This is a genomic window from uncultured Oscillibacter sp. (assembly GCF_910587525.1).
In the GTDB taxonomy this organism is placed as follows: domain Bacteria; phylum Bacillota; class Clostridia; order Oscillospirales; family Oscillospiraceae; genus Oscillibacter.
In genome coordinates, this window is the sequence record NZ_CAJULS010000022.1 from 1 (window position 1) to 22137 (window position 22137).

Sequence of the window (22137 nt, forward strand, 5' to 3'; positions counted from 1 at the left end):
AAAATCCTTTGTTTTTAAGGCTTTTGGAGGATTTTATAGAAAACCTACGGTGAGCAATAGACGCTCATAGAATCGTGGTATTCAAATTCCAGTTTATCGGGCAGTTACTCATTATGGGTAACTGCTCATTCAGTCATTTTGACGAAAAGAAAAGTTTACAGGCCTTTATCAACCGCGAAAGGTAAAAGGGAAATAAAATCCGCAGTTGGTCCCCTCTACGGAGCGTAGATTGCTTTTTCCGCCGTTCCCGGTATAATAGGGGGTGGACAAGAGGAGGTGCGGCGTATATGGACCACACGAAGATCGGGCAGCTGATCCGCCGCCTGCGGCGGGAGCAGGGGCTGACCCAGCGCCAGCTGGCGGAGGAGATGGGCATCAGCGATAAGACCGTCAGCAAGTGGGAGCGGGGTATGGGGTGTCCCGACCTGTCGCTCCTGCCGGAGCTGTCCGATATTTTTCACGTCGGCCTGGACCAGCTTCTCACCGGAGAGCTGGAGGCCCGGGAGGCGTTAGGAGGAGACATGAAAAAAACAGCATTCTATATCTGCCCGGACTGCGGCAACGTGGTGGCCGCCATGGCGGACGCCTCCGTCTCCTGCTGCGGCAAGCGGCTGGAGGCGGCACAGCCCCAAAAGGCGGAGGAGGCGGACCGCCTTACGGTGGAGACGGTGGAAAACGATCTCTTTATCACATCCGATCACCCCATGTCAAAGGACCACTACATCACCTTCGCGGCCCTGCTGACCGGGGACAGCCTCATGCTCCGCAAGCAGTACCCGGAGTGGGGGCTTCAGGTGCGGCTCCCCGCCATCGGCCATGGCTGGCTGGTGTGGCATTGCTCCAAACACGGCCTTTTCTGTCAGCCGGTATAATTTTCCTGCCCCGCAGGTGGCGGTCCCATGGGACCGCCGCCTGCTCTTTCTATGGTTGCAGCATTATTTGCATGTTTTACGGCACCTTTTCGAGTGTTTTAATGTGTTGAGTGCTGTTATAATAAAACGTGCCAAAACCAGTGGATTCCCGGGGCAAATCAAGTTATGATGACAACACCGGACCCGCGCCCCAGACGGCCGCGGAGAATGGGGAAAGCCTCCGTACCGTGGACAGAACGAGGTTTTCATCTTAACTTGAGCGCCACTGGCGCGCGGAGGCATTTATGAAATTTTGGAAAATGAACGGCGCGGGCAATGACTTCCTGATCCTGAACAACCTGGAGGAGCGCCTCCCGGCGGAGGATTTCCCCCGGCTGGCCCGGACACTGTGCGAGCGGCACCTCTCCGTCGGGGCCGACGGCTTTATGGTGGTGGAGGCTCCCACTCAGGGCGGCGACTACAAGATGCTGTTTTTCAACTCTGACGGCACTATGGGGGAGATGTGCGGCAACGGCGCCCGCTGTATCTGCCGCTATGGCTATGAGGCGGGGCTTGCGGGAGAGATCCAGCGGGTGGAGACCACCGCCGGAATGGTGACCGGACAGCGCATCGACCGGCGCCGCTACCGGGTCCGCCTCAACGACCCCACCACCATCCGCCTGGACTGCCCCGTGGAGGTGGACGGCGTGACCTACCCCTGCGCCTATGTGGAGTTGGGCAGCCCCGGCCTGCCCCACGCGGTAGTGCCCTTCCAGGGCCTCCAGGACACGGACCAGGAAAAGCTGCGGGAGCTGGGCCGCAAGCTCCGCTGGCACTCCGCCTTCCCCAAGGGAGCCAATGTAAATTTCTACGAGCTCACCGGCCAGGACCAGATCTACGAGCACACCTTCGAGCGGGGCGTGGAGGACTTCACTTACGCCTGCGGCACCGGCACCGGGTCTGTGGTCACGGTGCTGACCCTCCAGGGCCGGGTCTCCGGCCGCGGCGTCCGGGCCCGGATGCCCGGCGGTGAGCTGGTCATCGACGTTGAGCGGGAGGGGGACCGCATCGCGGACCTCTACCTTACCGGCCCCACCAACATCGTCTGCAAGGGCGAGATCACTGACGAGGAGCTGTCCCTGTAATCCGGGGGGCCATATTCTCCTCCGCGGTGGCCCTGTCCTGCCCGTCACTTTCATTCAAAAACAGGAGGAACACTATGGAGAAGAAGACTATCGCGAAAAATTACACGTTCCTGGCCATTATGCTGGGGGCCATGGTTCTGGGTGCCGCCGCGGGCCGGATCTGGCCTGCCACGGAGGAAAGCGCCGGCGCCACAGTCCTGAGGCCCCTGGGCACCGTGTTCATCAACATGATGTTCTGCATCGTGGTGCCCATGGTGTTTGCCTCCATCTCCAGCGCTGTGGCCAATATGGAGAGCCGGAGGCGGGCGGGGCGGATCATGGGTGTCACCGTGGGGACCTTTGTGGTTACCGGCGCCGTCGCCGCCGTCATCATGTATGTGCTGATGATGGCCTTTCCTCCGGTGCTCACCGCGTGGACGGAGCTGCCCGCCGAAGAGCTGGGGGAGTATGCCTCCCTGGCGGATATGATCGTCAATTTCTTCACCGCCAGCGACTTTGTGGGCCTGCTGAGCCGCCGGGCCATGCTGCCTCTGATTGTGTTCTCTCTGCTCTTCGGCTTCTCCGTGAACCTCAGCGGCGGCAGGGACTCTTTGGTGGCCCGCTTCCTGGGGGATCTGACGGCCGTCATGCTGAAATTCGTCAAGATCGTCACCTATTACGCCCCTGTGGCCTTCTTCGGCTTCTTCGCCGACCTGGTGGCCACCTACGGCTCCCAGATCACGGAGAGCTACACCCGGGCTATGGCGGTGTACTATCCCCTGTGCTTTGTCTACATCTTCACGGCCTGGCCCCTCTTCGCCTGGTTCGGCGGCGGAAAGGGCGGCGTAAAAACCATGTTCCGCCATATCACCAAGCCTGCGGTGGTGTCTCTGGGCACCTGCTCTTCTGTTGCCACCATCCCCACCAACATGGAGGAGGCGGCGGATACCGGCATCAGCAAGGACGTATCCGACATGGTGCTGCCCCTGGGAGCCACCATGCACATGGACGGCTCCTGCTTTAGCTGCGTATTGAAGATCGCCTTCGTCCTGGGGGTGTTCGGCCAGCGGCTGACCCTGGGGATGCTGGTGCCGGTGGTCCTGGTGGCGGTGCTCAGCTCCGTGGGGATGAGCGGCGTACCCGGCGGCGGCTACATCGGCGAGTACATTATCTGCTCCATCTTCTTCCCAACCCAGATGGAGGTGGCCTTCCCCATCCTGGTGGTCATCGGCAACCTGGTGGACCCGCCGGCCACCATGATCAACGCCGCCGGGGACTATGTGGTGTGCTACATCGTCTCCCGCTTTGTGGACGGCAAAGACTGGCTGCAAAGGGCCCTGACCTCCAAAAAGTGAATTTCTGCTAATTCTGTTAATTTTTTGGGCCCCCAGAACGATTGTTCCGGGGGCCCTTTCTCAATTGTCATGCCATGAATTTAGAACAGTTCCCCCAAATACTAAAGAAAATTCAGCCGTCCGGCAGTATGGCCCCCAGAGCGGTCCGCCGAAGCTGGGCGGCGGTGAGCCGGAATTTTCGGTTTTTCATTTTCACTGTCGCACAAGTCCCCTCTTTTTTGCGGCCATATAGCGAGAACCGGTATTCACAACCGCTGAACACCGTCTTGGCAGGCCTTTTGCCGGGTACGGCTGTCTCTGCTGTAAAGAAAGACAAACCGGCCGCTTTCAGCGGCCGCAGAGGCTTCCGGCGCTGAAAAGTGCTTTTGGGGCGTTTCGGGTTTACGGGCTCCGGTCTCAAAATTCCAGCGGCTCCTGGCGCAGGGCCTCCATATGGGCGATCTCCTTCTCCCACATGGCGGCCAGTTCCGGCGTGGGCGTTCTGCCCCGGGCTCTCAGGCCCTCCGCCCGCTCCTCCACTGAGCGGATGTGCCCCAGGGGTTTGCTGCTGCACAGGGCTGTAAATCCTGCAAAGTCCTCCGTCAGGAAAATGAAGTCCCGGGGAGCCCGGTCGTGATAGAGGAAGTACACCCCTCCCGTTCCCTCGCCGGAGAGTCTCAGAGCAATGGTGTCGCCCCACGCGTTCTCCCCGATGGGCAGCATTCCCTGTTTTAAACAGCTGTGCAGGCTGCGGCCCAGCTTGTCAAAGTGATAATGCGGGTCCGCTCTGCCCAGGCCGTACAGCGCCCGCAGATCCGAGGACACCTCCCCGGTGTGAAAATCGGTGTTGGGGGTCTCTCCGCCGTTGTATTTCAGCAGAAAGCGGCGGTACTGGGGCGGGAGCTCCGCCTTGAGCCTCTTCTCAAAGGCGGCCGCCAGTGGTTCGATGTCCGCGGTGTCAAAGCCGGAAATCAGCATGGGGCCCCGCTCCGGCTCCGGGGGCCTTGGCGGCTCTGCCGCCGGAGGGACCGGAGACGCTCCTCCCCGGCCAAACAGTTTTTTCAAAATCATGCGGTCCTCCAGAATCTCCCGGCGGCTATGGATGACATTGCATCCACTCCTTCACGCTTTTGCCGGAGGGCGTGGCGGCCAGACCGCCCAGGGCCGTCTCCCGCAGCTCCGCCGGGAGGCGGCGGCCCACATCCCCCATGCAGTCAATGACCTCGTCCACCGGTACCCGGCTCTGGATGCCTGCCAGGGCCATGTCCGCGCAGGCGGCGGCATTTACCGCTCCAATGACGTTCCGCTTCACACAGGGCACCTCCACAAGGCCCGCGATGGGGTCGCAGACCAAGCCCATCAGGTTTTTCAGCGCCATGGCCGCGGCATGGCCGATCTGGCCCGCGTCCCCGCCCCGCAGGGCTGTCAGGGCGCCCGCCGCCATGGCTGCGGCGGAGCCGATCTCCGCCTGGCACCCGCCGGAGGCCCCGGCGATGCTGGCCCGGCAGCTGATGACCGCGCCGATGCCGGCGGCGACGTACAGCGCCTGTACCAGCGCGTCCTCCTCTGCCCGGCCTGCCTGATAGAGGGGCACCAGCACCGCCGGAAGCACGCCGCAGGCCCCCGCCGTAGGAGCCGCCACAATCCTGCGCATACAGGCGTTGGACTCTCCCACGCACAGCGCTGTGGCAATGACTTCCTGGAGGTAGGGCCCGCACAGGGCATCTCCGGCGGCGGTGTAGTCCCGCATCCGCGCTCCGTCGCCTCCCACCAGACCGCTGACGGACCGCCGGTCTCCCTCATAGTCCTCCACGGACGCCAGCATAGCCCGCCAGGTGGAGCGCATTCTCTCAAAGGAGGCCTCCGCCGTCACCTCCCGTTCCTCCATGTCCGTCTCCTGTACGACCTGCCAAAAGCGTTTGCCGCCCGCCCTCGCCGCGTCAAAAATCTCCTGCATGGAATCCAGGGCCATCTCATTCCGCCTCCTTCTCGTAGTAGGTTACCCGCTCCACACCGGGGATTTCCGCCACCATCTCCCGGGTCACCGGGGAGATGCGCTGGTCGGCCTCCAGCACCATCAGGGCGTCGCCGCCCCGCCGGTCCCGGCACAGGCTCATGTTGGCCACATTCACCCGGAATTTGCTGAGCTCCCGGGCAATGGACGCCAGGGTGCCGGGGATGTCGTGGTGGCGGACGATCAGGGTGTTAAAGTCCCCCGTAAAGTTCACGGCGACGCCGTTGACCTGTTCCACCCGGATGCGTCCGCCGCCGGTGGAGGCCGCCCGCAGCACCAGACGGCGGCCGTCCTCCGCCGTCACATCCAGCACTGCCGTATTGGGGTGGGCGTCCCGCAGCTGGACCGTCCGAAAGGAAAACGCCAGCCCCTGCTCCGCCGCCAGGCGGAAGCTGCCAGGCACGTCCAGATTGTCCGGGGCCATGCCCAGAAGGCCCGCTACCAGGGCCCGGTCCGTACCGTGGCCCCGCCCCGTCTCGGCAAAGGAGCCGTACAGCCCGATCTCCGCCCGGACAGGTTTTGCGTCCAGCAGCGTCCGGGCCATCCGGCCGATGCGCACCGCCCCCGCCGTGTGGGAACTGGAGGGTCCCACCATCACCGGGCCCAGAATATCAAAAATATCCAACATTGCCATCAATCCTTTCGCCGCCGGCACCGTTTATAGTCGGCGCGGTTGAAAAGACCTCTCGGATGATTTTCAGCAAAACGCCGCAGGACGGCCCTCCGCGCCTGACAATATTCTTTTTTAGCGTACCACACCGGCCTTGTTTTCACAAGTCCATTCTTTGCCGGAGGGTGTCCACCGCGCATTTTATCATCCGCAATTTTGGTTTTGTGGCAGCAGTCTTGACCAGGGACCCCGCTCCGTCCGGGTGAAAAAAGCGGGATGCCGTTCGGCATCCCGCTGCGATATGCTCAGTCCAGCACCTGTACGGCGGCCCCCAGCACGCCGTCGCCGATATAGACGCTGAGCGTGCCGTCGATCTCGCCCTCCCAGATGTGGTCGTAGTCGGGCAGAGCGGCCATCAGCTTCTGGCGCACCAGCTCCATCTCCGCCGGCGCGCCGCCGTTGGCCACCGCCAGATTGTACCGCTTATGTTCACCGCAGGCCTTTACCGCCATGGCCACCAGCTTGTCCATCACCTGGCTGCGGCCCCGCACCTTGGCCACGGACTGGAGCTGCCCGTCAGGGGCGAAAGTGATGATGGGCTTGATCTGCAGCAGCGTCCCCGCCGTGGCGGTGACCTTGCCGATGCGCCCGCCCTTTTGCAGGTACTCCAGGGTGTCCACGGAGAAGAAGGGGTGGGACCCGGCAATCAGCTGGGGTGCGCGGCGCTCTGTCAGCTCCTCCCACTCCATGCCGCCGCGGATGTCCTCCGCCAGCTGGAGAAGGGTCATCCCCATGCCGAGGGACCCGCTGAGGGAGTCGTACACCTTCACCGGCAGCATCCCCCTGTACTCCTCGCCGATCAGCCGCACCAGATTGTAAGTACCCGACAGGCCGCTGGAGAGCATCACGGCGATGACGCCGTCATAACCGTCCATGACGATCTGGCGCAGGGTCTTCTCAATGTCCTCCCCGGAGGGCAGGGAGGTCTGGGGAAGCTCTCCGGAGCGCAGGCGGGCATAGATATCCTCGCCAAAAATATCCACGCCGTCGGAGTACTCCCCATCGGCACACAAAATCCGCAGCGGCACCCGGTAGATGTGGTTTTCCTCCGCCAGGCGGGGGGACAGGTCGGCGCAGGAGTCCGTCAGCAGGGCGATCTTTTGTGGAATCATAAGTCATCTCCCATTTTTTCAAGGAATGCGTCAGGGCATTGGGACAATTATTGCACAAAAAATCAGAAACTGCAAGAGGGAAAATCGCTGGGGAGTGTCCAACCGCAAATTTTATCGTCCGCGATTTTGGTTTTGTGACTGCCGCTTTGCAGGGGCGGGGATCTGTCCCCGCCCGTTTTCCCGAAAATGCCACCGGCGGATAGGCCGGAACAGGACCCGGCCCCTGCATCAAATCCGCGAAGAGGACCCTCCCAATCGCTGTCCTGCTTGAGAAATACGCCGAAAGATCATTCCGGCGCATTGCCGGCCATATTGATTGTTCCGGCGCTGTATGGTAGAATGATTATAGTTTCCAGATGGAGGTGGCGGCCGGATGATCGGGGTTTATTTCAGCGGAACCGGAAACACAAAATATTGTGTTGAAAAGTTTGTGCGGGAATATGATCGGGAGGGGAAGGTATGCTCCATTGAGACGGAAAACGCGGCGCAGGAGATTTGCGCACACGAGGAAATAATTATAGGCTATCCAGTGCAGTTCAGCAGCATTCCGAAAATATTACAGGACTTTACCGTTGATCATTGGTGCATCTGGAAAAACAAAAAAATCTTTATTATCGCCACAATGGGACTGTTCAGTGGAGACGGAGCAGGAGTGCTTGCCCGCCTGCTGACCAGGTATGGCGCGGTTATAATAGGAGGGCTTCATTTGAGAATGCCCGACAGCATCGGTGACGAAAAAGCACTGAAAAGAACCCTGGAGCAAAATCAAGAGTTGGTGCTGAGGGCGGGACATAAGGTTGAAAAGGCTGTACAGGAATTAAAAAGCGGCCATCCCTCCCAGGATGGGATTGGTTTTTTGAGTCAAATGGCAGGGCTGTTCGGGCAAAGATTATATTTTTATAATAGGACGAAAGAGTATTCCGACAGATTGAAAATTGACGGAAACAAGTGTACCCGATGCGGAAGGTGCGCGTTGATCTGTCCTATGAAAAATATTTCTCTGGGGAAGGGACAGGCCATACCAAACGGCAGGTGCACAATGTGTTATCGATGTGTCAATTTTTGCCCTGCGCAGGCGATCACGTTGCTGGGGAAAAAGGTTTATGAGCAGTGCCATATTGAAAAGTATTTGTGATATGGTTGAAGCACTTGAACATCCGCAATTTGCGGATGTTCAACCAGCGGGGCGAAGACCCGCTGGACGGGCTTTGCCCGTGTGCCTCGACTATGAAGTCAAACGCACGACCGTTTATGCAGTCCCTGGCGGCAGTTTTACTGCCGCCAGGTTGAAAAGAATCATTCTGATTCTTTTCAAGTGTGCTGACTATACAATTCCATATCTGAGCGGGGCTGCCCTATCCAATTGGCGAAAAATTTCGGCGGCTGCCCCGGGAGGACGGAAGGCGGGAAGAGCCCCTGTCTCAATCTGCGGGGAAAGCCGGTACAGCAGGCCCTGTTTGAAAAATGTCAAAACGCCCAAGTGGGAGAGTTTTGATTCCAGCCATTTTCCTGCCTCTGACGAGGCGGGCCGAAAAGACAGGAAGATTACAGGAACAGAATTGTCAGGTTTTATGCTTCAATTCTTGAAAAAACATAGGAAAGGACTGCTTTTATGAATCGTTCCGCACTGGTCACCGGTTCCTCCCGGGGCATCGGCCGGGCCGTGGCGCTGACACTGGCCCGGCAGGGCTGGCCCGTCTGCGTCAATTACCTGGAGCACAGGGAGGCGGCGGAGGAGACGGTGGCCCTCCTCCGCTCCGAGGGCCGGATGGCCATGGCCTTCCAGGCCGACGTGGCAGACCGCGCCGCCGTGAACGGGATGGTCCGCGCCGCCTCGGAGACCCTGGGCCCTGTGGAGCTGCTGGTGAACAACGCCGGTGTGGCGGGCCAGTGCCTGTTTCAGGACATTACCGACGAGCTGTGGGACCGGTACCTGGGCGTCAACCTGGGGGGCGCCCGGAACGCCATCCAGGCGGTGCTGCCCCACATGATCTCGGAGAAACGGGGCTGCATTGTCAACATCTCCTCCATCTGGGGCCTCCGGGGCGCCTCCTGCGAGGCGGCCTACGCCTGCACCAAGGCGGCCCTCATCGGTCTGACCCGCTCCCTGGCCCTGGAGCTGGCCCCCTCCGGCATCCGGGTGAACTGCGTGGCCCCCGGCGTCATCGACACGGATATGGTGCAGGTCCTGGGACGGGACACCCTGCGGGATCTGGCGGAGCAGACGCCCGTGGGCCGTCTGGGCACGCCGGAGGACGTGGCCCACGCCGTGGCCTTTTTCGCCTCGGAGGGCGCCTCGTTTGTCACCGGCCAGGTTCTCTCCGCCGACGGCGGCTTTATCGTCTAGGCCCTGTTTGAAAAATGTCAAAACGCCCAAACGACGGACCTTTTCCGCCGCCCTGCGTTGATTTCCCCTGCCATGCACAGAGTTTGGCTGCGTCAAATCACCTGGACCGGCAAAAAATCTCGCCGCTGCGTATTTCGCCATCGGTCAAACAAGGCCTGGCGGGGACAGCATATTTCTGCCGCTTCCGGGAAACACTGAGGAAAAATCCCATGGGAGGCAGAAATATGGAATATCTCAACGCGTTTCTTTGCGGCGGCATCCTCTGCGCCACCGGACAGATCCTGATTGACAAGACCCAGCTGACCCCCGCCCGCATCCTGACGGGCTACGTGGTGGCCGGGGTGCTGATCAGCGCCCTGGGGCTGTACCAGCCCCTGGCGGACTGGGGCGGCGCCGGGGCCACGGTGCCCCTCACCGGCTTCGGCCACGCCCTGGCCAAGGGTGTGAAAAAGGCCGTGGGCGAACAGGGCTGGCTGGGGATCCTCACCGGCGGTCTCAGCGCCACCGCCGGCGGCATTACCATGGCGGTGACGGCGGGTGTGGTCATGGCGCTGCTCTTCAAGCCGGGAGACAAGCGGTAAACCGGCGGGCCGCCGGAGGAAGTCCGGCGGCCTTTTGACAATTGTAACAAATCACTTGAATTTTGTATTTTTTTTGTCACTTTTTTGTGGTTCTTTTTGCCGCCGTTTCTGTCATACTGTATTTGTCAGAAAATTCGACAGAAAGGACGTTTTTTCGATGCCCCGTTTTACTGCCCTTCTCCTTCTGCTGGCCCTCCTGCTGTCCCTGAGCGCCTGCGGCCAGACGCCCTCCGAAGCCCCGCCGCCGGAGGACCCCGCGCCCCCTGTCCAGGATGAGACCCCCGAGCCCGAACCGGAGCCTGAACCCGAACCCTACGAGATTTTGGACCCTGCCGTGATGCCGGATGGCGGCAGCCGGGACGGCGTGCCCTACGCCGCGTGGGACGGCATCGTGGAGCACCTGTTCTTCCACCCCGTGGTGGCATACCCGGAGCTGGCCTTCGACGGCGACGCCCAGGCCGACGGCATTGACGACTACATGGTCACGGCGGACGAGTTCACCAAGATCCTCCAGAGCGTCTACGACAAAGGCTATGTGCTGGTGGACATCGGCGATGTGTGGAGCGAGACGGAGGGGGAGGACGGCCAGCCTCAAATGGTCCGCAACACCCTGTATCTCCCCGAGGGGAAAAAGCCGGTGATCTTCTCCTACGACGATACCAATTACTACCCCTACATGCTGGAAAACGGCTTTACTTATAAGCTCATCATCGGCGATGACGGCAAAATCACCTCCTGGGGCAAGGACCCGGAGGGCGGCGAGGTGGTCAGCCGGGACCTGGACGCCATCCCCATGCTGGACAAATTCGTGGAGGAGCATCCGGATTTCTCCCCCTTCGGCGCCAAGGCCAGCCTGAGTCTCACAGGGTACTGCGGCATTCTGGGCTACCGTACCCAGACGGAGAAGGAGGACCAGTCCCCCGAGCATGAGGCCAACCGCCAGAGGGAGCGGGAGGCGGTGAAGCCCATCATCGCCGAGCTCAAGCGCACCGGCTGGACCTTCGGGAGCCACACCTGGGGCCACATCAACCTGGCTAAAAAGTCCCTGGATGTGGTGACGGCGGACACGGAGAAGTGGCTTGACGAGGTGGGCTCCCTGGTGGGGGAGACGCCGATTTTGTACTACCCCCACGGCGCCCGGCCCGACGGCAACGACTGGACCCAGACCGGCCCCATCTTCCAGTACCTCCAGAGCCAGGGATTCCGGGTGTTCTGCTCCGTGGGCACCGAGAGCTTCAGCTTCATCAAAAAGGACCTCTGCGCCGTGATCTGCGACCGCCTCCACCCCGACGGCACCACCCTCCGCCGCTCCCGGGAGCGGTACCTGCAATTTTACGATGCCAAGGATATCATGGACGTGGACGTCCGGCCCCAGAGGGAGATCCTCTGGGAGTGAGGAGGCAGATATGAGACGGTTTTTGAAGGGACGGGCGCTTCCCGCCGCCGCGCTGGCGGTCATCACGGCGGCCGCCAGCGCCCTTGCCGGAAGGGGCGGCCCTGCGGGGTTCCCCGGTTCGGAGGAGCTGCCGAACCTGGGCTGGGAGGCGGCGGAGGATGTTCTGCTGGGCCTTCCCCGGCAGGAGATTTTGAACGCCTGGGGAGAGCCGGATGGGACGCTCTCCGGCTTCTTCGGGGACATCTACGAGCTGGAGAGTGGCGGACAGGTCATTCTGTACTACGACACGGAACCCATGAGCCAGGGGACAGCCGATTCCAGCACCGTCCCGGTGTGGTACGTCTCCTGCCCGGTCACCAAAATCCCTCCGTTGGAGGACATCGGTTGGTCTTCCAGGCTTCCCGCCGTTCTGCCGGGCCATACCCGTGAAGAGGTTCACGCCGCCTGGGGCGAGCCCCATAAAGAGACGGTCAATGAACAGCAGGACTATTTCTGCGACGTATACTGGCCGGATGAGAGCCACAGCGTTGTTGTATATTATGATACGAAGTCCATGGACGCGGGAACGGCGGATGAGCGTACCGTCCTGTACGTCTCCCTGGGAGAAGTTTAACAAGGAGGAAAGCGCTATGACAAGAGAGGAACTGAAAGCCGCGGCCGTATCCATGCTGGACCGGGCCTACTGTCCCTATTCCCGCTTCCCCGTGGGGGCGGCGCTGGAGTGTGAGGAGGGAACGGTTTACACCGGCTGCAACGTGGAGAACGCCGCCTATCCGGCGGGGATCTGCGCCGAGCGGAACGCCATCTCCCACGCCGTGGCGGAGGGACACACCCGTTTCCGCCGCATCGTCATCGCCGGGCAGGGGGAGGACTTCTGCACCCCCTGCGGCATCTGCCGCCAGGTAATGCGGGAGTTTGCCCCGGAGCTGGAGGTCATCTGTCTCAACGGCGCGGGGGAGGAGCGGTCCTTTACCCTGCCCGAGCTGCTGCCCCACAGCTTCGGCCCGGAGTTTCTGGAGTAACGGCGGCGCACTTGGAACCCATAGCCGCTGAAAGCCTGATTAAAAAACTGAGCGAGCGCCCTGACCGGGGCGTTCGCTCAGTTTTTGGAAGGGTGTCACGCGTCGGGCCGGGGCGGGGCGTCCGTATCCAGCAAAAACCGCTCGTAGGCGTTGATAATGGTGGTCTCCCCCCGCCGGAGGACCCGGGGCAGGTCGGCTCCGTAGTTGGCGTGGACGTGGCCGTGGATCAGGTACTTTGGCTGGTACTTGTCCACCAGGCGCAGGAGAGAGGAGAAGCCCTGGTGGGCGTAGTCCTCTCCGTCGCCGTAGCCCAGGATAGGGGAATGGGCCAGCACGATGTCCACGCCGCCGCTGCGCCACAGCCGGAACCGCAGCCGCTGGATACGGGCTTCCATCTGCCGCTCGGTGTACTGGTGGGGGCCGCCGCTGTACAGGTAGCTCCCTCCCAGCCCCAAAATCCGCAGGCCCTTGACCCGGAGAATGCGGTCCTCCGCGCAGTCGCACCCCTCCGGCGGGTGCTGGTCGTAGGTCATGTCGTGGTTGCCGTGGACATAGATCAGGGGGACTCCGCCCATGGTTACAAGAAACGAGAGGTACTTGGAGCTCAAATCCCCGCAGGAGAGAATCATGTCCACGCCGTCCAGCCGCCCGGGCCGGTAATAGTCCCAGAGGGCGGGACACTCCTTGTCGGAAATCAGCAGCAGCTTCACAGGATGGGGTCCTCCTTCTCCGGAGGAATGTCCTCCCGGTAGACGCCCTGGAGCCGGACGATGGACCGGGCCATGGGCAGCAGGTCTTCATAGGCGGGGATGCTCCCCTCCACACAGCCGCTGAGCTGGTCCATGTGGAGAATTTCCTCCGTGGTGGCCCCCTGGAAGGGCTGGATGGACCCGTCGATAATCCCCCGGCGGAGGATCTCCGCCAGCTTTCGGACGCCGGCAGGCAGGTCGTCCGCCAACAGGATGTCGATGGCACGGCTGTTCATGCCCCACCAGTAGTTGACGGCCTGGCTTCCCCGGGGACTCAGGGCGTCCCAGCCGCCGTTGAAGACGCCCCGGACCAGGTTGGTGTACACATTTCCCCAGTGCCAGTAGGGCGAGGCCAGGGCGTGGAATTTCCCGTTTTCCACCCGGCACAGCCCCCAGGGCTCCCGGATGCGGTCCGGCGTGGGGATGTCCCGGTTGGAGATCAGGGAGACCCCCTGCCGGGCCAGGTCCTCCATGGCGTCCTCCTCCACGCAGGACCAGCGGAGGAGGATGTGTGCGTCAGGGTTGGTAAGCTGGGCCCCCTGGGCAAAGGCGTTGATGCTGGCGGGCACGCCGAAAATGGGGCTGGAGGCCACATATCCAATGCGCCCGTCCCGGCTCATGGCACCGGCAATGGCCCCGGCGATAAATTTCCCCTCGTAGATGCGGCTGTAGTAAGTCTGCACACCGGCGTAGGGCATGGAGACGGAGCAGTTGAACACACGCACGTCCGGATGCTGGGCCGCTGTCTTCCGGCAGGCCCCGATCAGGGGCGGCGTGACGGCGAAAATCAGCTGGGCCCCGTTTTCGGTGGCGGCCTCCATGGCGGCCTCAGCCCCGCCGCCGGTGTGAGCGCCGTTGAACACCTGGGTGGTCACCCGGTCCCCCATGACGGCCTCCAGATACTGCCGTCCCAGGTCGTGAGCCCGGGCCCAGTCGCTGTGCTCTGGCAGCTGGTCGCTGATGAACGCCACGTTGAGGTGGGTGGGCTTGCCCTTGAAGAGGCGGCCCAGGAAACTGCTGTCCTTGGGCTCCGGCGCGTCGGTTTTGACCTCGATGGGCTCTGTCAGGGCCTTGATATCCGCCCACACGGCCTTGATGCTCTTTGTGAGCTCTGCGGTGGAGAGAGACACCAGCTGGTCAAAGTCATAGACCTTCAGCCACACCAGCAGGGCGTCCGCCGTGGTGATGGGAAGCTCCCCGCCCCCCAGCTTCCGGAAGGGCTCCTGAAAGTAGGTATACCCGGCGGTGAAGCGCCGCCGCTCATCGTCGGTCCACACGTGGTCCGGCTCATACCCCAGGGCCTTCTGGAGCTTCTGGAAGCTGCCGGTCCGGCTGAACCGCACCCGGTAGAGCTTCGTCTGCGGATAGGACTCCATGAAGTCGTAATAGGCCTGGATCTCCGGGTCCTCCGACCATATGGGCACCATCCGGGTCACATAGCCGGAGATCACCGGTGCGCCGTAGCTCTTGAGGACGCTGACCCGCTTGTTGCCCTCCTGCACATAGAAGCGGCCCAGGTACTCAAAGCAGCGGATGGGCTCCCGGATGCCCTCATCTCCCAGGTGAGCCGCACAGAGGTCCATCCACTTGGAGGCGAACTCCGTGTCCGGGTCCAGCAGGGGCATGAAGTCCGCGGCAAAAGCGGTGCGCCGCCCCGCCGTTTTGGTGCCCTTGATCTGGTCGATGGGGATCTCCACCACGCCCAGGTCCATCTGCCCGGCCACCATGGTCTCGCTGATGATCTCGTCCAGCACCTGGGGATAGGGATACCGCCCCCGGAGCACGCAGTCGTGATAGGTCTTGCGGCCCTGTTTCAGCGCGGCGGCGTATTGTGTCGCGGCCTCCTGCCGGCTCATAGGATCGCCTCCTGTTTAATCGTTTGCTTCCCTATGATTCTATCGGATTTTTCGGCGGAATACAAGGATTCTTTGACGTTTTTCAATCCAAATTTCGCGGGGCGGCGGAGGGAAAATCCGGCTGTTTTGACGGAGGGGGGACGAGGGAGGGGCCGCGCCCGCGGCGCGGCCCCCTTTTGCCGGAGAATGGTATTTACTGCCGAAGCGGTACTGCTCGGCGGTCAGCTTGACCTGGGCCGGCGTGTCGGCCATGGCCCGGGCGTGCAAGGTCAGCTGATTCTCAAGAGGCAGTCCGGATTGATCCGGAAAGCCCGGGTCAGCTTCTGGCCCGCGGGGACCCGCACGGTGCCGAACTTGTCGGAGCAGCTGCCCACGGTATCAGGCCTGGTGATTTCAATCTGTACGTCTGATATCCCGGTGTTCTCAATGGTGATGGCCGCATATTCTCCCAGGTACGGCGTAAAGGCAAAGGTCCGCTCCAGGCTGCTCTCGCTGCTCTCAGGGAACTGGTCCTTTATGGCGGTGCCGGACCAGCTGCCCAGGTCCATCTCCGCTGGGTCCGCCTCAGTGAACATGCCGCAGGTTACGCCGTATTCGGGTTTCAGCGGTGTGGACTGGATGTCCCTGTCCCACCGGGCATTTTCCCATTCCAGCTCTTCCGGCGTTTTGGGGGGTGGTTACCACCACTGAATCGTTACCCGGTGTCACAAGCGTATCATCTGTCACCCATATGGACTTTCCGTTGATCTCAATCTGATGCATATCAAAGTCACAAAGAGGCTCGCTGGTCCACCAGATATTCTCCATGATCCCCTCGTCCGTTTGTTTCAGCAGCAGTTCACCCTGTTCATCGCGGAGATACTGGGCGCCAAAGTCCATACAGTTCAGCTTCTCATTGTACTCCGCCCCCATGGACACATCCAGAATGTCCCCGATGGTCTCCGCCTCCACGTAGTAGTGAGCCGCTCCCTTCTCGCCGGTATAGGTCAGTACAGCGGGAATCTCCACTCCGTTTTCCGCTGTCTAGCTTCTCGCCGGAAGCCATCCGCTCCATGCCGAAGAGGGCGATGTCCGCCTCCCCGCAGGCAAGGCACAGGTCCCCCGCCTGTACCTGGGGCCGGGCGCTGTAGGTGAGGATGCCGTCCCGGGCTGCGGCCCGGTCCTGATAGTCCTCCGGCTGGTTGGCGTACACCGCCGTGCCCAGCAGGGCCACCGCCGCCGCCAGCAGGATGATTCGCTTCCAGAGCTTCTTTTTCCTCCGCCGGGGCAGCAGGAACTGCAGTTTCTCCTCAAAGGCCGGGGAAAACGCGTGGGTGCAGTCCGTCTGCCCCGGCAGGGTGTCCAGATACCGCTCCGCTGCCTCCGCCGCCGCGTACAGCATCTCGTCCGTAATTCTCATACGGCCTCCCCTCTCTCTGTCAGCTCCGCCGTGAACCGCCGCCGCCTGGCCCGGTAGAGGCCGATGGCCTCCCGCTCCGCAACCGTCGCCGCCAGGCACCGGGTCCGGGGCCCCAGGGACTGCGGCAGGCTGTGCTCCGCCAGACTGAGGAAGGCCATGTGCACCGCGTCCTCCGCGTCCTGTTCATTTTTCACGATCCCGTAGGCCACATGGTACACCAGTCCCCGGTAGGCCGTATACAGCGCCTCGAACCGCGTCCGGTCCTCAGGGCTGTCCAGAGCCTGTAAATAAATCAGCATGTCTCCGCCTCCCTCTGTACACTGCGACGGTCCACCCCGGCAGGATGTGACAGCAGGTTTGAAAAAAATTTCAAATTCCAAAAACCAAAAACGGAAAAGCGCCGCCCTCTGAAAGACAGAGGACGGCGCACGCTTATTCTTCAGTTTCCAGCAGGTCCTCAAAGAACACGGGGTACTCCCTCGCGAACCGGTCCAGCAGCATGCACGCCACCTCCCGGCACTGGGGATGGGCCGCCGTGTCCGCCCGCAGGCGGAAGAAGTGCCGCCACTCCCGCAGGTCCATGGTGGTTACCAGCTCCGTTTTCAGGGAGTTGGGCAGGACGGAACGGGCCTCCTGGGGGGTGGCCCCCAGCTCGATCATCTGGAAGTAGCTGCGTTCGGCGTTCTCCATGGCCTGCTGCCACACGTCGTACTTTTTCCGGTCGCTCTCGTTATTCAGGTCGTAGCGGAAGCCGGTGGCCAGGTCGATGCAGGTGATCTGGCGGCCGAATTTTTCTTTCACATAGTTGCAGTACCGGGTGCTCTCCTGGGAGTAGCTGGCGATGCGGTGGCGGACGATCTCATGGGTCACGCCCCGGTCGCAGATGAATTTCACAGTGATGCTCCCGTGCTCGATGACGGACTCGTGGCCCCGGCGGATGATCCCCCGGATAAACTTCTCCGCCGACCCCTCCTCGATCCGGTCCTCGCTCTTATAGCAGACACGGCCGATGCGCTCGATGCGCCGGAGCATGTCCCCATAGGGCTCCGTGCTGAGCAACTCCACCGTGGGTTTTTGGATAATCATTTTGATTCTCTCCTTACATTCATGTTTCTTCCTATTATAATTTAATTTTTTCTCTCAGGCAAGGTCTTGGGAGGAAAATTGGTGAAACGCCGCCTCTGCGCCGCTGCTCTCCCCGGAAAATCCGCCGGATCCCTGACGGCGAAACCTGCTCTGCTCCGCCATTCCATCAATTTTCAGACCCGAAGGAGACGGTTTTGGTTGTTTTTCGACATCTGTTGTGATACAATACCGGCAGTGCCGTTATTTTCCTGAGGCGGCAGTTTTTTCAAAAGCACTTTCGCCGGGTCCTTCCGGCTCTCTTTTAGGAGGTTTATTCTATGCTGGTACCAAACCGCTTGAAATCCCTGTACGAGGGCCCTATGCCCCCCATGGGGCTGACGGACTACGAGTCCTTGTCAAAGTTTTTGAACGCCGGCGCCCAGCGCTGCAAGACCTCCGGGCGGAATTTCGACCTGTTTCTGGACTGGGCCATTCACGCGCTGCTGGCCAGCCTGACTGCTGACAGCGCCGCCCGGATCTTTCTGCCCAAGACCAGGACCTCCCCTTTTGTACTGGACGACCTGATCCCCCTGTCCAGCATTCCTCCTGTGGGGAAGAAGCGGGTTCAGCTCAGCGAGACCCACCTCATCGCCCCGGTGTGGAACAACACAGACCTGGGGCTGGCCCTGGAGGCCTTTTACGACAGTGGCTTTGAGGACGTGAAGATCGAGCAGCGCTTTGGCGGCGCATACATCGAGGAGCTGCGGCTGGCCATCATCGACTCCCCGTCGGACGTGGACATCCCCAACGTGCTGCGGGTGTGGAACCGGGGCAGCCTCCAGCTGGACACCTACACCCTGAAAGCGCTGGAGCCGGTGTTGCGCACCAACGGTGACGCCTGGTATCTCCAGGACGGGGAGAGCGAGCGGGCCGAGCCCGTGCGGGAGCCCCGAATGGCGGCGCTCTACAACTGCGGCCTGCGGCGCTACTGCGGAAAGTAACCGCTGCGGGCATGCGTCCCCCAGCTGTCTCTGTATCTCAGGACCCGGGCCCTTGAAAAGAGGGCCCGGGTTTTGCTGTTGAAAATTTTCCCGGGGCCGCTGCGACCCCAGGACCGCAAATGCGTACATACATAAGTGAAGAGCGCGCTTCAAAAGCAAAGAGAGGAGGCAGAGAATGGAGGATCAGAAAATCATAGAACTGTACTGGGCCAGAGAAGAGGAGGCCATTCGGGCGACGTCCGATAAATACGGCAGGCTGTGCCGGTCCATTGTGGGGAGCATCCTGGTAAGCCCCGAGGACGGCGAGGAGTGCGTCAACGACACCTGGCTGGGGCTGTGGAACGCCATTCCGCCCCGGCGGCCCAGCCGGCTGGCGGCCTATGTGGGCCGCGTGGCCCGAAATCTGGCGCTGAAGCGATACGACTATGTCACTGCCCAGCGGCGCAGTCCGGAGGCCGTCCGCTCTCTGGAGGAGCTGGAGGGCTGCGTCTCCGGCCGGGAGAGCGTGGAGACGGAGCTGGAAAACCGCCGGATCGAACAGGTCATTGAGGACTTCCTCTGGAGGCAGGAGGAGGAAAAGAGAACCGTTTTTCTACTGCGCTACTGGTATTTCATGTCTATTGAGAACATCTGCCGCCGCACGGGGTTTGGCGAGAGCAAGGTGAAGTCCATGCTCAGCCGCACCCGGCAGAAGCTGCGGCAGCACTTGGAACAGGAGGGAATTGAGCTATGAACGGACGGCAGTTTTCGGACCGCATCGGAAACGTGGATGAGAAATTGATCCAGCAGGCGGGGGAGGCGCCCAACTACGCCGCCCGCCGCAGGAGGACCTTCCTGCGCCGTCTGGCGGCCTTGGCGGCGGTCGTCGCCCTGATGGCCGCCAGCTTTACCACCGGGGCCCTGGCCTTTGGCCGGGAGACCGTGGTGGAGGTGCCGGCAGAGCAGGAGGCGCTGGTCCTGGAGGAGCTGGGCCTGACGCTGATCCTGCCGGACAGCTGGAAGGGGCTTTATGAGCTGGTGGAGTGGGAGGGACAGTACGTGGTGGTCTGTCCCCAGGTCCGGGAGGCCGCCCTGGCCCAGGCCCGGGCGGAGTGGGCCGCGGGAGGCATGGAGTGGCCGGAGGAGCTGGACCGGAACCCCTTCAGCGGAGGAATGCTCTTCTACATCTTCAGCATCCCTAAGGCCCTGACGGCGGAGCAGCTTCCGGACAGCGACTGGGGCGCGTTCACCGAGTTCACCGGGGTCCGGTACCTGCTGGCCACCGAGGAGCGGACCTATCTCCTCTTCGAAGCCAGCGACGTGCAGTTTACAGAGGAGACCCGGGCCCTCTATGAGCAGTTGGAGGGCAGCGTCCGGGACATCCGGGTTGTGGTGGACAATATTCTCTCGTGACAGACGGCCGCCCCGGCGGGGCGGCCCCTTTTTTTACTCTACCGCCGGTTGACTTTTCCCCCTTCCCCTGCCCGTGGATTGCAAATCCCTTGAAAATCCCTTACAATCAGGCCATGACATTCAAATCCGCAAGGGAGGAACCACCATGGAAAACGAGAAGATCGGTCCCTTCATCCGCCAGCTGCGCAAGGACCGCCATATGACCCAGAAGGAGCTGGCCAGCCTGCTGAACGTCACGGACAAGGCCGTCAGCAAGTGGGAGCTGGGCGCCAGCCTGCCGGACGTGGCGCTGCTGTTGCCCCTGGCGGAGGCGTTGGGCGTCTCCGCCACGGAGCTGCTGGGAGGAATCCGGGTACAAAAGGCCCCGCCGCAGGCGCAGGAGGCCCCGCCCCGGGACACGGCGGGGGACATTTTGTCTTACACCCAGAAAACCGCCTCCCAGCGGCGGGAGAGGCTGCGGCTGTGGCTCTTCGCGGGGGCCAGCGGCACGTTTCTGCTGGCGGCGGCGGTGTGCTGGATCTGCGACACCGCCCTGAATAAAGGCCTGTCCTGGTCCCTCATTGTGGACATCTCCCTGCTGCTTGCCTGGGCGGTGCTGCTGCCGCTGCTGACCGCCCGGCGTCACACCCTGCCCCTGGCCCTGGCCGCGCTGTCCGCCGCCGTCCTGCCCTACCTCTATCTGCTGGGCCGGCTGCTGGGGGACCCCCGGGTGTTCCGCTTCGGCCTGCCCATCGTCCCGGCGGCGGCGCTGTATCTCTGGGCCGCCTGGGCGGTGTGGCGGAGGCTCCGGCGCTGCAGGCTGTCCGCCGCGGGAACCGTCCTGCTGCTAACGGCGGCCCTGAGCCTGTTTATCAACGCCGTCACCGGCGCACTCACCGGCGGCAGGGCCCTCTATGGGGACAGCCTTTTCACCCTGGTCCTGGCCGCGGTCTGCTTCCTGGCGGACTATGTGCTGCGGCACAGGGATTCTCAGGGATAGCGGGAGGTCTGCACAGGGCCGCAGGTTCCGCAGATCAGTGCCGGATTCTCTTGATAGATTGCACCGCCGGGAGATGGGCCGCAATAGAATCAGGCACTCTCCTGTGGGGCCCGCACCCCTGTGCGGGCTATTCTCCCGGAAAGAGCCCTTCTTCCTTGAAAGAACCCCTCCCCCTGAAAGCCCCCGCCCTGCAAATCTTGCAAAACTGTTAGATTTGAGAAAGATTGTGGAAAGATTTCTGTGTTACAGTCTGTATGGTCGAAAGGCATACAGACTTTTTCCCAATGGAGGTAATTTCACATGAGCGTTTTAGAGACAAAGGACCTGCGGAAGATCTACGGCGCCGGGGACGCGGAGGTCCGGGCCCTGGACGGTGTGGACCTCAGCGTGGAGCAAGGGGAGTTCGCGGCGGTGGTGGGCACCTCCGGCTCCGGCAAGTCCACCCTGCTGCATATGCTGGGCGGCTTGGACCGCCCCACCAGCGGCACCGTCTCCGTGGACGGGCGGAATATCTTCTCTTTGAAAGACGAGGAGCTGACCATCTTCCGCCGCCGGAAGATCGGCTTTGTGTTCCAGAACTACAACCTGGTGCCGGTTTTGAATGTATACGAGAACATCGTCCTGCCCATCCAGCTGGACGGCGGACGTCCCGACAAGGGGTATGTGGGCGAGATTATAGAGACACTGGGCCTGGAGAGCAAGCTGCGGAGCCTGCCCAACAACCTCTCCGGCGGCCAGCAGCAGCGGGTGGCTATCGCCCGGGCCCTGGCGGCCAAGCCCGCCATCATCCTGGCCGACGAGCCCACCGGAAATCTGGACAGCGCCACCAGCCTGGATGTTATGAGCCTGCTGAAAACCACCAGCCAGAAGTTCAGCCAGACCATCGTCATGATTACCCACAACGAGGAGATCGCCCAGATGGCAAACCGCATCATCCGCATCGAAGACGGCCGCATTGTGGTGCGGGGGTGAGGGCCATGATGAAAGTTTCCAACGGCAAGTGCATCCGCCGCCTGGGCTTCCGGGCCATGGCGGCGGCCCGGACCCGGAATATCGTGGCCGTGCTGGCCATCGCCCTGACTACGGTTTTGTTCACATCCCTCTTCACCATTGCCGCCTCCATCAATTACTCCTTCCAGCAGGAGAACTTCCGCCAGGCGGGAGGCGACTTCCACGGCACCATCAAGGAGCTCACCTGGGAGCAGGTGGAGGAAATGCGGACGGACCCGCTGATTCAAGGGGACT

General features: G+C 61.9%; 26 protein-coding genes and 1 pseudogene. 16 read left to right on the plus strand and 11 right to left on the minus strand.

The annotated features are described in order from the left end of the window. Window positions 1–287 precede the first annotated feature (287 nt). The 3 genes from QZ326_RS03740 to QZ326_RS03750 all read left to right on the plus strand — a co-directional run bounded on the left by QZ326_RS03740 (window position 288) and on the right by QZ326_RS03750 (window position 3330). The gene (locus QZ326_RS03740) at window positions 288–872 is read left to right on the plus strand and encodes a helix-turn-helix domain-containing protein (RefSeq protein ID WP_295741322.1); all 585 of its coding nucleotides are present in this window, start codon (window positions 288–290) and stop codon (window positions 870–872) included. 284 nt (window positions 873–1156) lie between these two features. After that, window positions 1157–1996 carry a diaminopimelate epimerase gene (gene dapF / locus QZ326_RS03745; RefSeq protein ID WP_295741324.1) on the plus strand — a complete coding sequence of 280 codons (840 nt, stop codon included), beginning with the start codon at window positions 1157–1159 and terminating at the stop codon, window positions 1994–1996. A 74-nt stretch (window positions 1997–2070) separates the two neighbouring features. Further along, window positions 2071–3330, plus strand: coding sequence for a dicarboxylate/amino acid:cation symporter (locus QZ326_RS03750; RefSeq protein WP_295741327.1), 1260 nt, complete (start codon window positions 2071–2073; stop codon window positions 3328–3330). Window positions 3331–3726: 396 nt separating this feature from the next. Here the strand turns inward: QZ326_RS03750 and QZ326_RS03755 are convergent, their stop codons facing one another. The 4 genes from QZ326_RS03755 to QZ326_RS03770 form a co-directional block, all read right to left on the minus strand. After that, entirely contained in the window at window positions 3727–4380 is a 654-nt protein-coding gene (locus QZ326_RS03755; RefSeq protein ID WP_295741330.1) for an SMI1/KNR4 family protein, read from the minus strand. A 25-nt stretch (window positions 4381–4405) separates the two neighbouring features. Then, window positions 4406–5281 carry an L-serine ammonia-lyase, iron-sulfur-dependent, subunit alpha gene (sdaAA, locus tag QZ326_RS03760; RefSeq protein ID WP_295741332.1) on the minus strand — a complete coding sequence of 292 codons (876 nt, stop codon included), beginning with the start codon at window positions 5279–5281 and terminating at the stop codon, window positions 4406–4408. Between the two features lies 1 nt (window position 5282). Further along, window positions 5283–5951 carry an L-serine ammonia-lyase, iron-sulfur-dependent subunit beta gene (sdaAB, locus tag QZ326_RS03765; RefSeq protein WP_295741335.1) on the minus strand — a complete coding sequence of 223 codons (669 nt, stop codon included), beginning with the start codon at window positions 5949–5951 and terminating at the stop codon, window positions 5283–5285. Between the two features lie 287 nt (window positions 5952–6238). After that, window positions 6239–7105: a DegV family protein gene (locus QZ326_RS03770; protein WP_295741338.1), complete on the minus strand. Its 867-nt coding sequence runs from the start codon at window positions 7103–7105 to the stop codon at window positions 6239–6241. 373 nt (window positions 7106–7478) lie between these two features. Between QZ326_RS03770 and QZ326_RS03775 the strand changes: the two genes are divergently transcribed. The 7 genes from QZ326_RS03775 to cdd all read left to right on the plus strand — a co-directional run bounded on the left by QZ326_RS03775 (window position 7479) and on the right by cdd (window position 12451). Further along, on the plus strand, window positions 7479–8240 hold the full coding sequence (locus QZ326_RS03775) for an EFR1 family ferrodoxin (protein ID WP_295741341.1): 762 nt from the start codon (window positions 7479–7481) through the stop codon (window positions 8238–8240). Beyond that, window positions 8209–8721: a hypothetical protein gene (locus QZ326_RS03780; RefSeq protein ID WP_295741344.1), complete on the plus strand. Its 513-nt coding sequence runs from the start codon at window positions 8209–8211 to the stop codon at window positions 8719–8721. Before QZ326_RS03775 ends, QZ326_RS03780 begins: the two co-directional genes overlap by 32 nt. After that, the gene (gene fabG / locus QZ326_RS03785; protein WP_295741347.1) at window positions 8718–9452 is read left to right on the plus strand and encodes an elongation factor P 5-aminopentanone reductase; all 735 of its coding nucleotides are present in this window, start codon (window positions 8718–8720) and stop codon (window positions 9450–9452) included. The genes QZ326_RS03780 and fabG overlap by 4 nt, the downstream gene beginning before the upstream one ends. 224 nt (window positions 9453–9676) lie before the next feature. After that, a complete protein-coding gene (spoVAE, locus tag QZ326_RS03790) occupies window positions 9677–10033 on the plus strand; it encodes a stage V sporulation protein AE (protein ID WP_295741349.1) in 357 nt (118 codons plus the stop codon). A gap of 157 nt (window positions 10034–10190) precedes the next feature. Beyond that, on the plus strand, window positions 10191–11429 hold the full coding sequence (locus tag QZ326_RS03795; RefSeq protein ID WP_295741351.1) for a polysaccharide deacetylase family protein: 1239 nt from the start codon (window positions 10191–10193) through the stop codon (window positions 11427–11429). Window positions 11430–11439: 10 nt separating this feature from the next. Beyond that, complete coding sequence (locus QZ326_RS03800; RefSeq protein ID WP_295741354.1) at window positions 11440–12042, plus strand: hypothetical protein; 603 nt, start codon at window positions 11440–11442, stop codon at window positions 12040–12042. After that, on the plus strand, window positions 12002–12451 hold the full coding sequence (gene cdd, locus QZ326_RS03805) for a cytidine deaminase (RefSeq protein WP_326171769.1): 450 nt from the start codon (window positions 12002–12004) through the stop codon (window positions 12449–12451). Before QZ326_RS03800 ends, cdd begins: the two co-directional genes overlap by 41 nt. Before the next feature lie 95 nt (window positions 12452–12546). Here cdd and QZ326_RS03810 read toward each other — a convergent pair whose 3' ends face one another. The 7 genes from QZ326_RS03810 to thyX form a co-directional block, all read right to left on the minus strand. Beyond that, entirely contained in the window at window positions 12547–13161 is a 615-nt protein-coding gene (locus QZ326_RS03810) for a metallophosphoesterase (protein WP_295741360.1), read from the minus strand. Then, window positions 13158–15056, minus strand: a complete 1899-nt coding sequence (locus tag QZ326_RS03815; protein WP_295741363.1) for a BMP family ABC transporter substrate-binding protein — start codon at window positions 15054–15056, stop codon at window positions 13158–13160. The genes QZ326_RS03810 and QZ326_RS03815 overlap by 4 nt, the downstream gene beginning before the upstream one ends. A gap of 269 nt (window positions 15057–15325) precedes the next feature. Then, complete coding sequence (locus tag QZ326_RS03820; RefSeq protein ID WP_295741365.1) at window positions 15326–15631, minus strand: hypothetical protein; 306 nt, start codon at window positions 15629–15631, stop codon at window positions 15326–15328. Beyond that, window positions 15621–16007 (minus strand): hypothetical protein, encoded by a 387-nt coding sequence (locus tag QZ326_RS03825; RefSeq protein WP_295741368.1) that lies wholly within the window; start codon window positions 16005–16007, stop codon window positions 15621–15623. The genes QZ326_RS03820 and QZ326_RS03825 overlap by 11 nt, the downstream gene beginning before the upstream one ends. Continuing rightward, window positions 15949–16455: a hypothetical protein gene (locus QZ326_RS03830; RefSeq protein WP_295741370.1), complete on the minus strand. Its 507-nt coding sequence runs from the start codon at window positions 16453–16455 to the stop codon at window positions 15949–15951. Before QZ326_RS03830 ends, QZ326_RS03825 begins: the two co-directional genes overlap by 59 nt. Next, window positions 16452–16754, minus strand: coding sequence for an RNA polymerase sigma factor (locus QZ326_RS03835; protein ID WP_295741372.1), 303 nt, complete (start codon window positions 16752–16754; stop codon window positions 16452–16454). Before QZ326_RS03835 ends, QZ326_RS03830 begins: the two co-directional genes overlap by 4 nt. A gap of 133 nt (window positions 16755–16887) precedes the next feature. Then, window positions 16888–17541, minus strand: a complete 654-nt coding sequence (gene thyX, locus QZ326_RS03840) for an FAD-dependent thymidylate synthase (RefSeq protein WP_295741377.1) — start codon at window positions 17539–17541, stop codon at window positions 16888–16890. 317 nt (window positions 17542–17858) lie between these two features. Here thyX and QZ326_RS03845 point away from each other — a divergent pair, with 317 nt between their 5' ends. The 6 genes and pseudogenes from QZ326_RS03845 to QZ326_RS03870 all read left to right on the plus strand — a co-directional run. Continuing rightward, the gene (locus QZ326_RS03845; RefSeq protein WP_295741380.1) at window positions 17859–18521 is read left to right on the plus strand and encodes a hypothetical protein; all 663 of its coding nucleotides are present in this window, start codon (window positions 17859–17861) and stop codon (window positions 18519–18521) included. 175 nt (window positions 18522–18696) lie between these two features. After that, window positions 18697–19254 (plus strand): RNA polymerase sigma factor, encoded by a 558-nt coding sequence (locus tag QZ326_RS03850; RefSeq protein WP_295741382.1) that lies wholly within the window; start codon window positions 18697–18699, stop codon window positions 19252–19254. After that, the gene (locus QZ326_RS03855) at window positions 19251–19913 is read left to right on the plus strand and encodes a hypothetical protein (protein ID WP_295741385.1); all 663 of its coding nucleotides are present in this window, start codon (window positions 19251–19253) and stop codon (window positions 19911–19913) included. Before QZ326_RS03850 ends, QZ326_RS03855 begins: the two co-directional genes overlap by 4 nt. Window positions 19914–20058: 145 nt before the next feature. Then, window positions 20059–20892, plus strand: a complete 834-nt coding sequence (locus QZ326_RS03860) for a helix-turn-helix domain-containing protein (protein ID WP_295741386.1) — start codon at window positions 20059–20061, stop codon at window positions 20890–20892. Between the two features lie 300 nt (window positions 20893–21192). After that, a complete protein-coding gene (locus QZ326_RS03865; protein ID WP_295741389.1) occupies window positions 21193–21864 on the plus strand; it encodes an ABC transporter ATP-binding protein in 672 nt (223 codons plus the stop codon). Window positions 21865–21872: 8 nt separating this feature from the next. Further along, window positions 21873–22137: pseudogene (locus QZ326_RS03870) on the plus strand (ABC transporter permease); the annotation flags it as partial.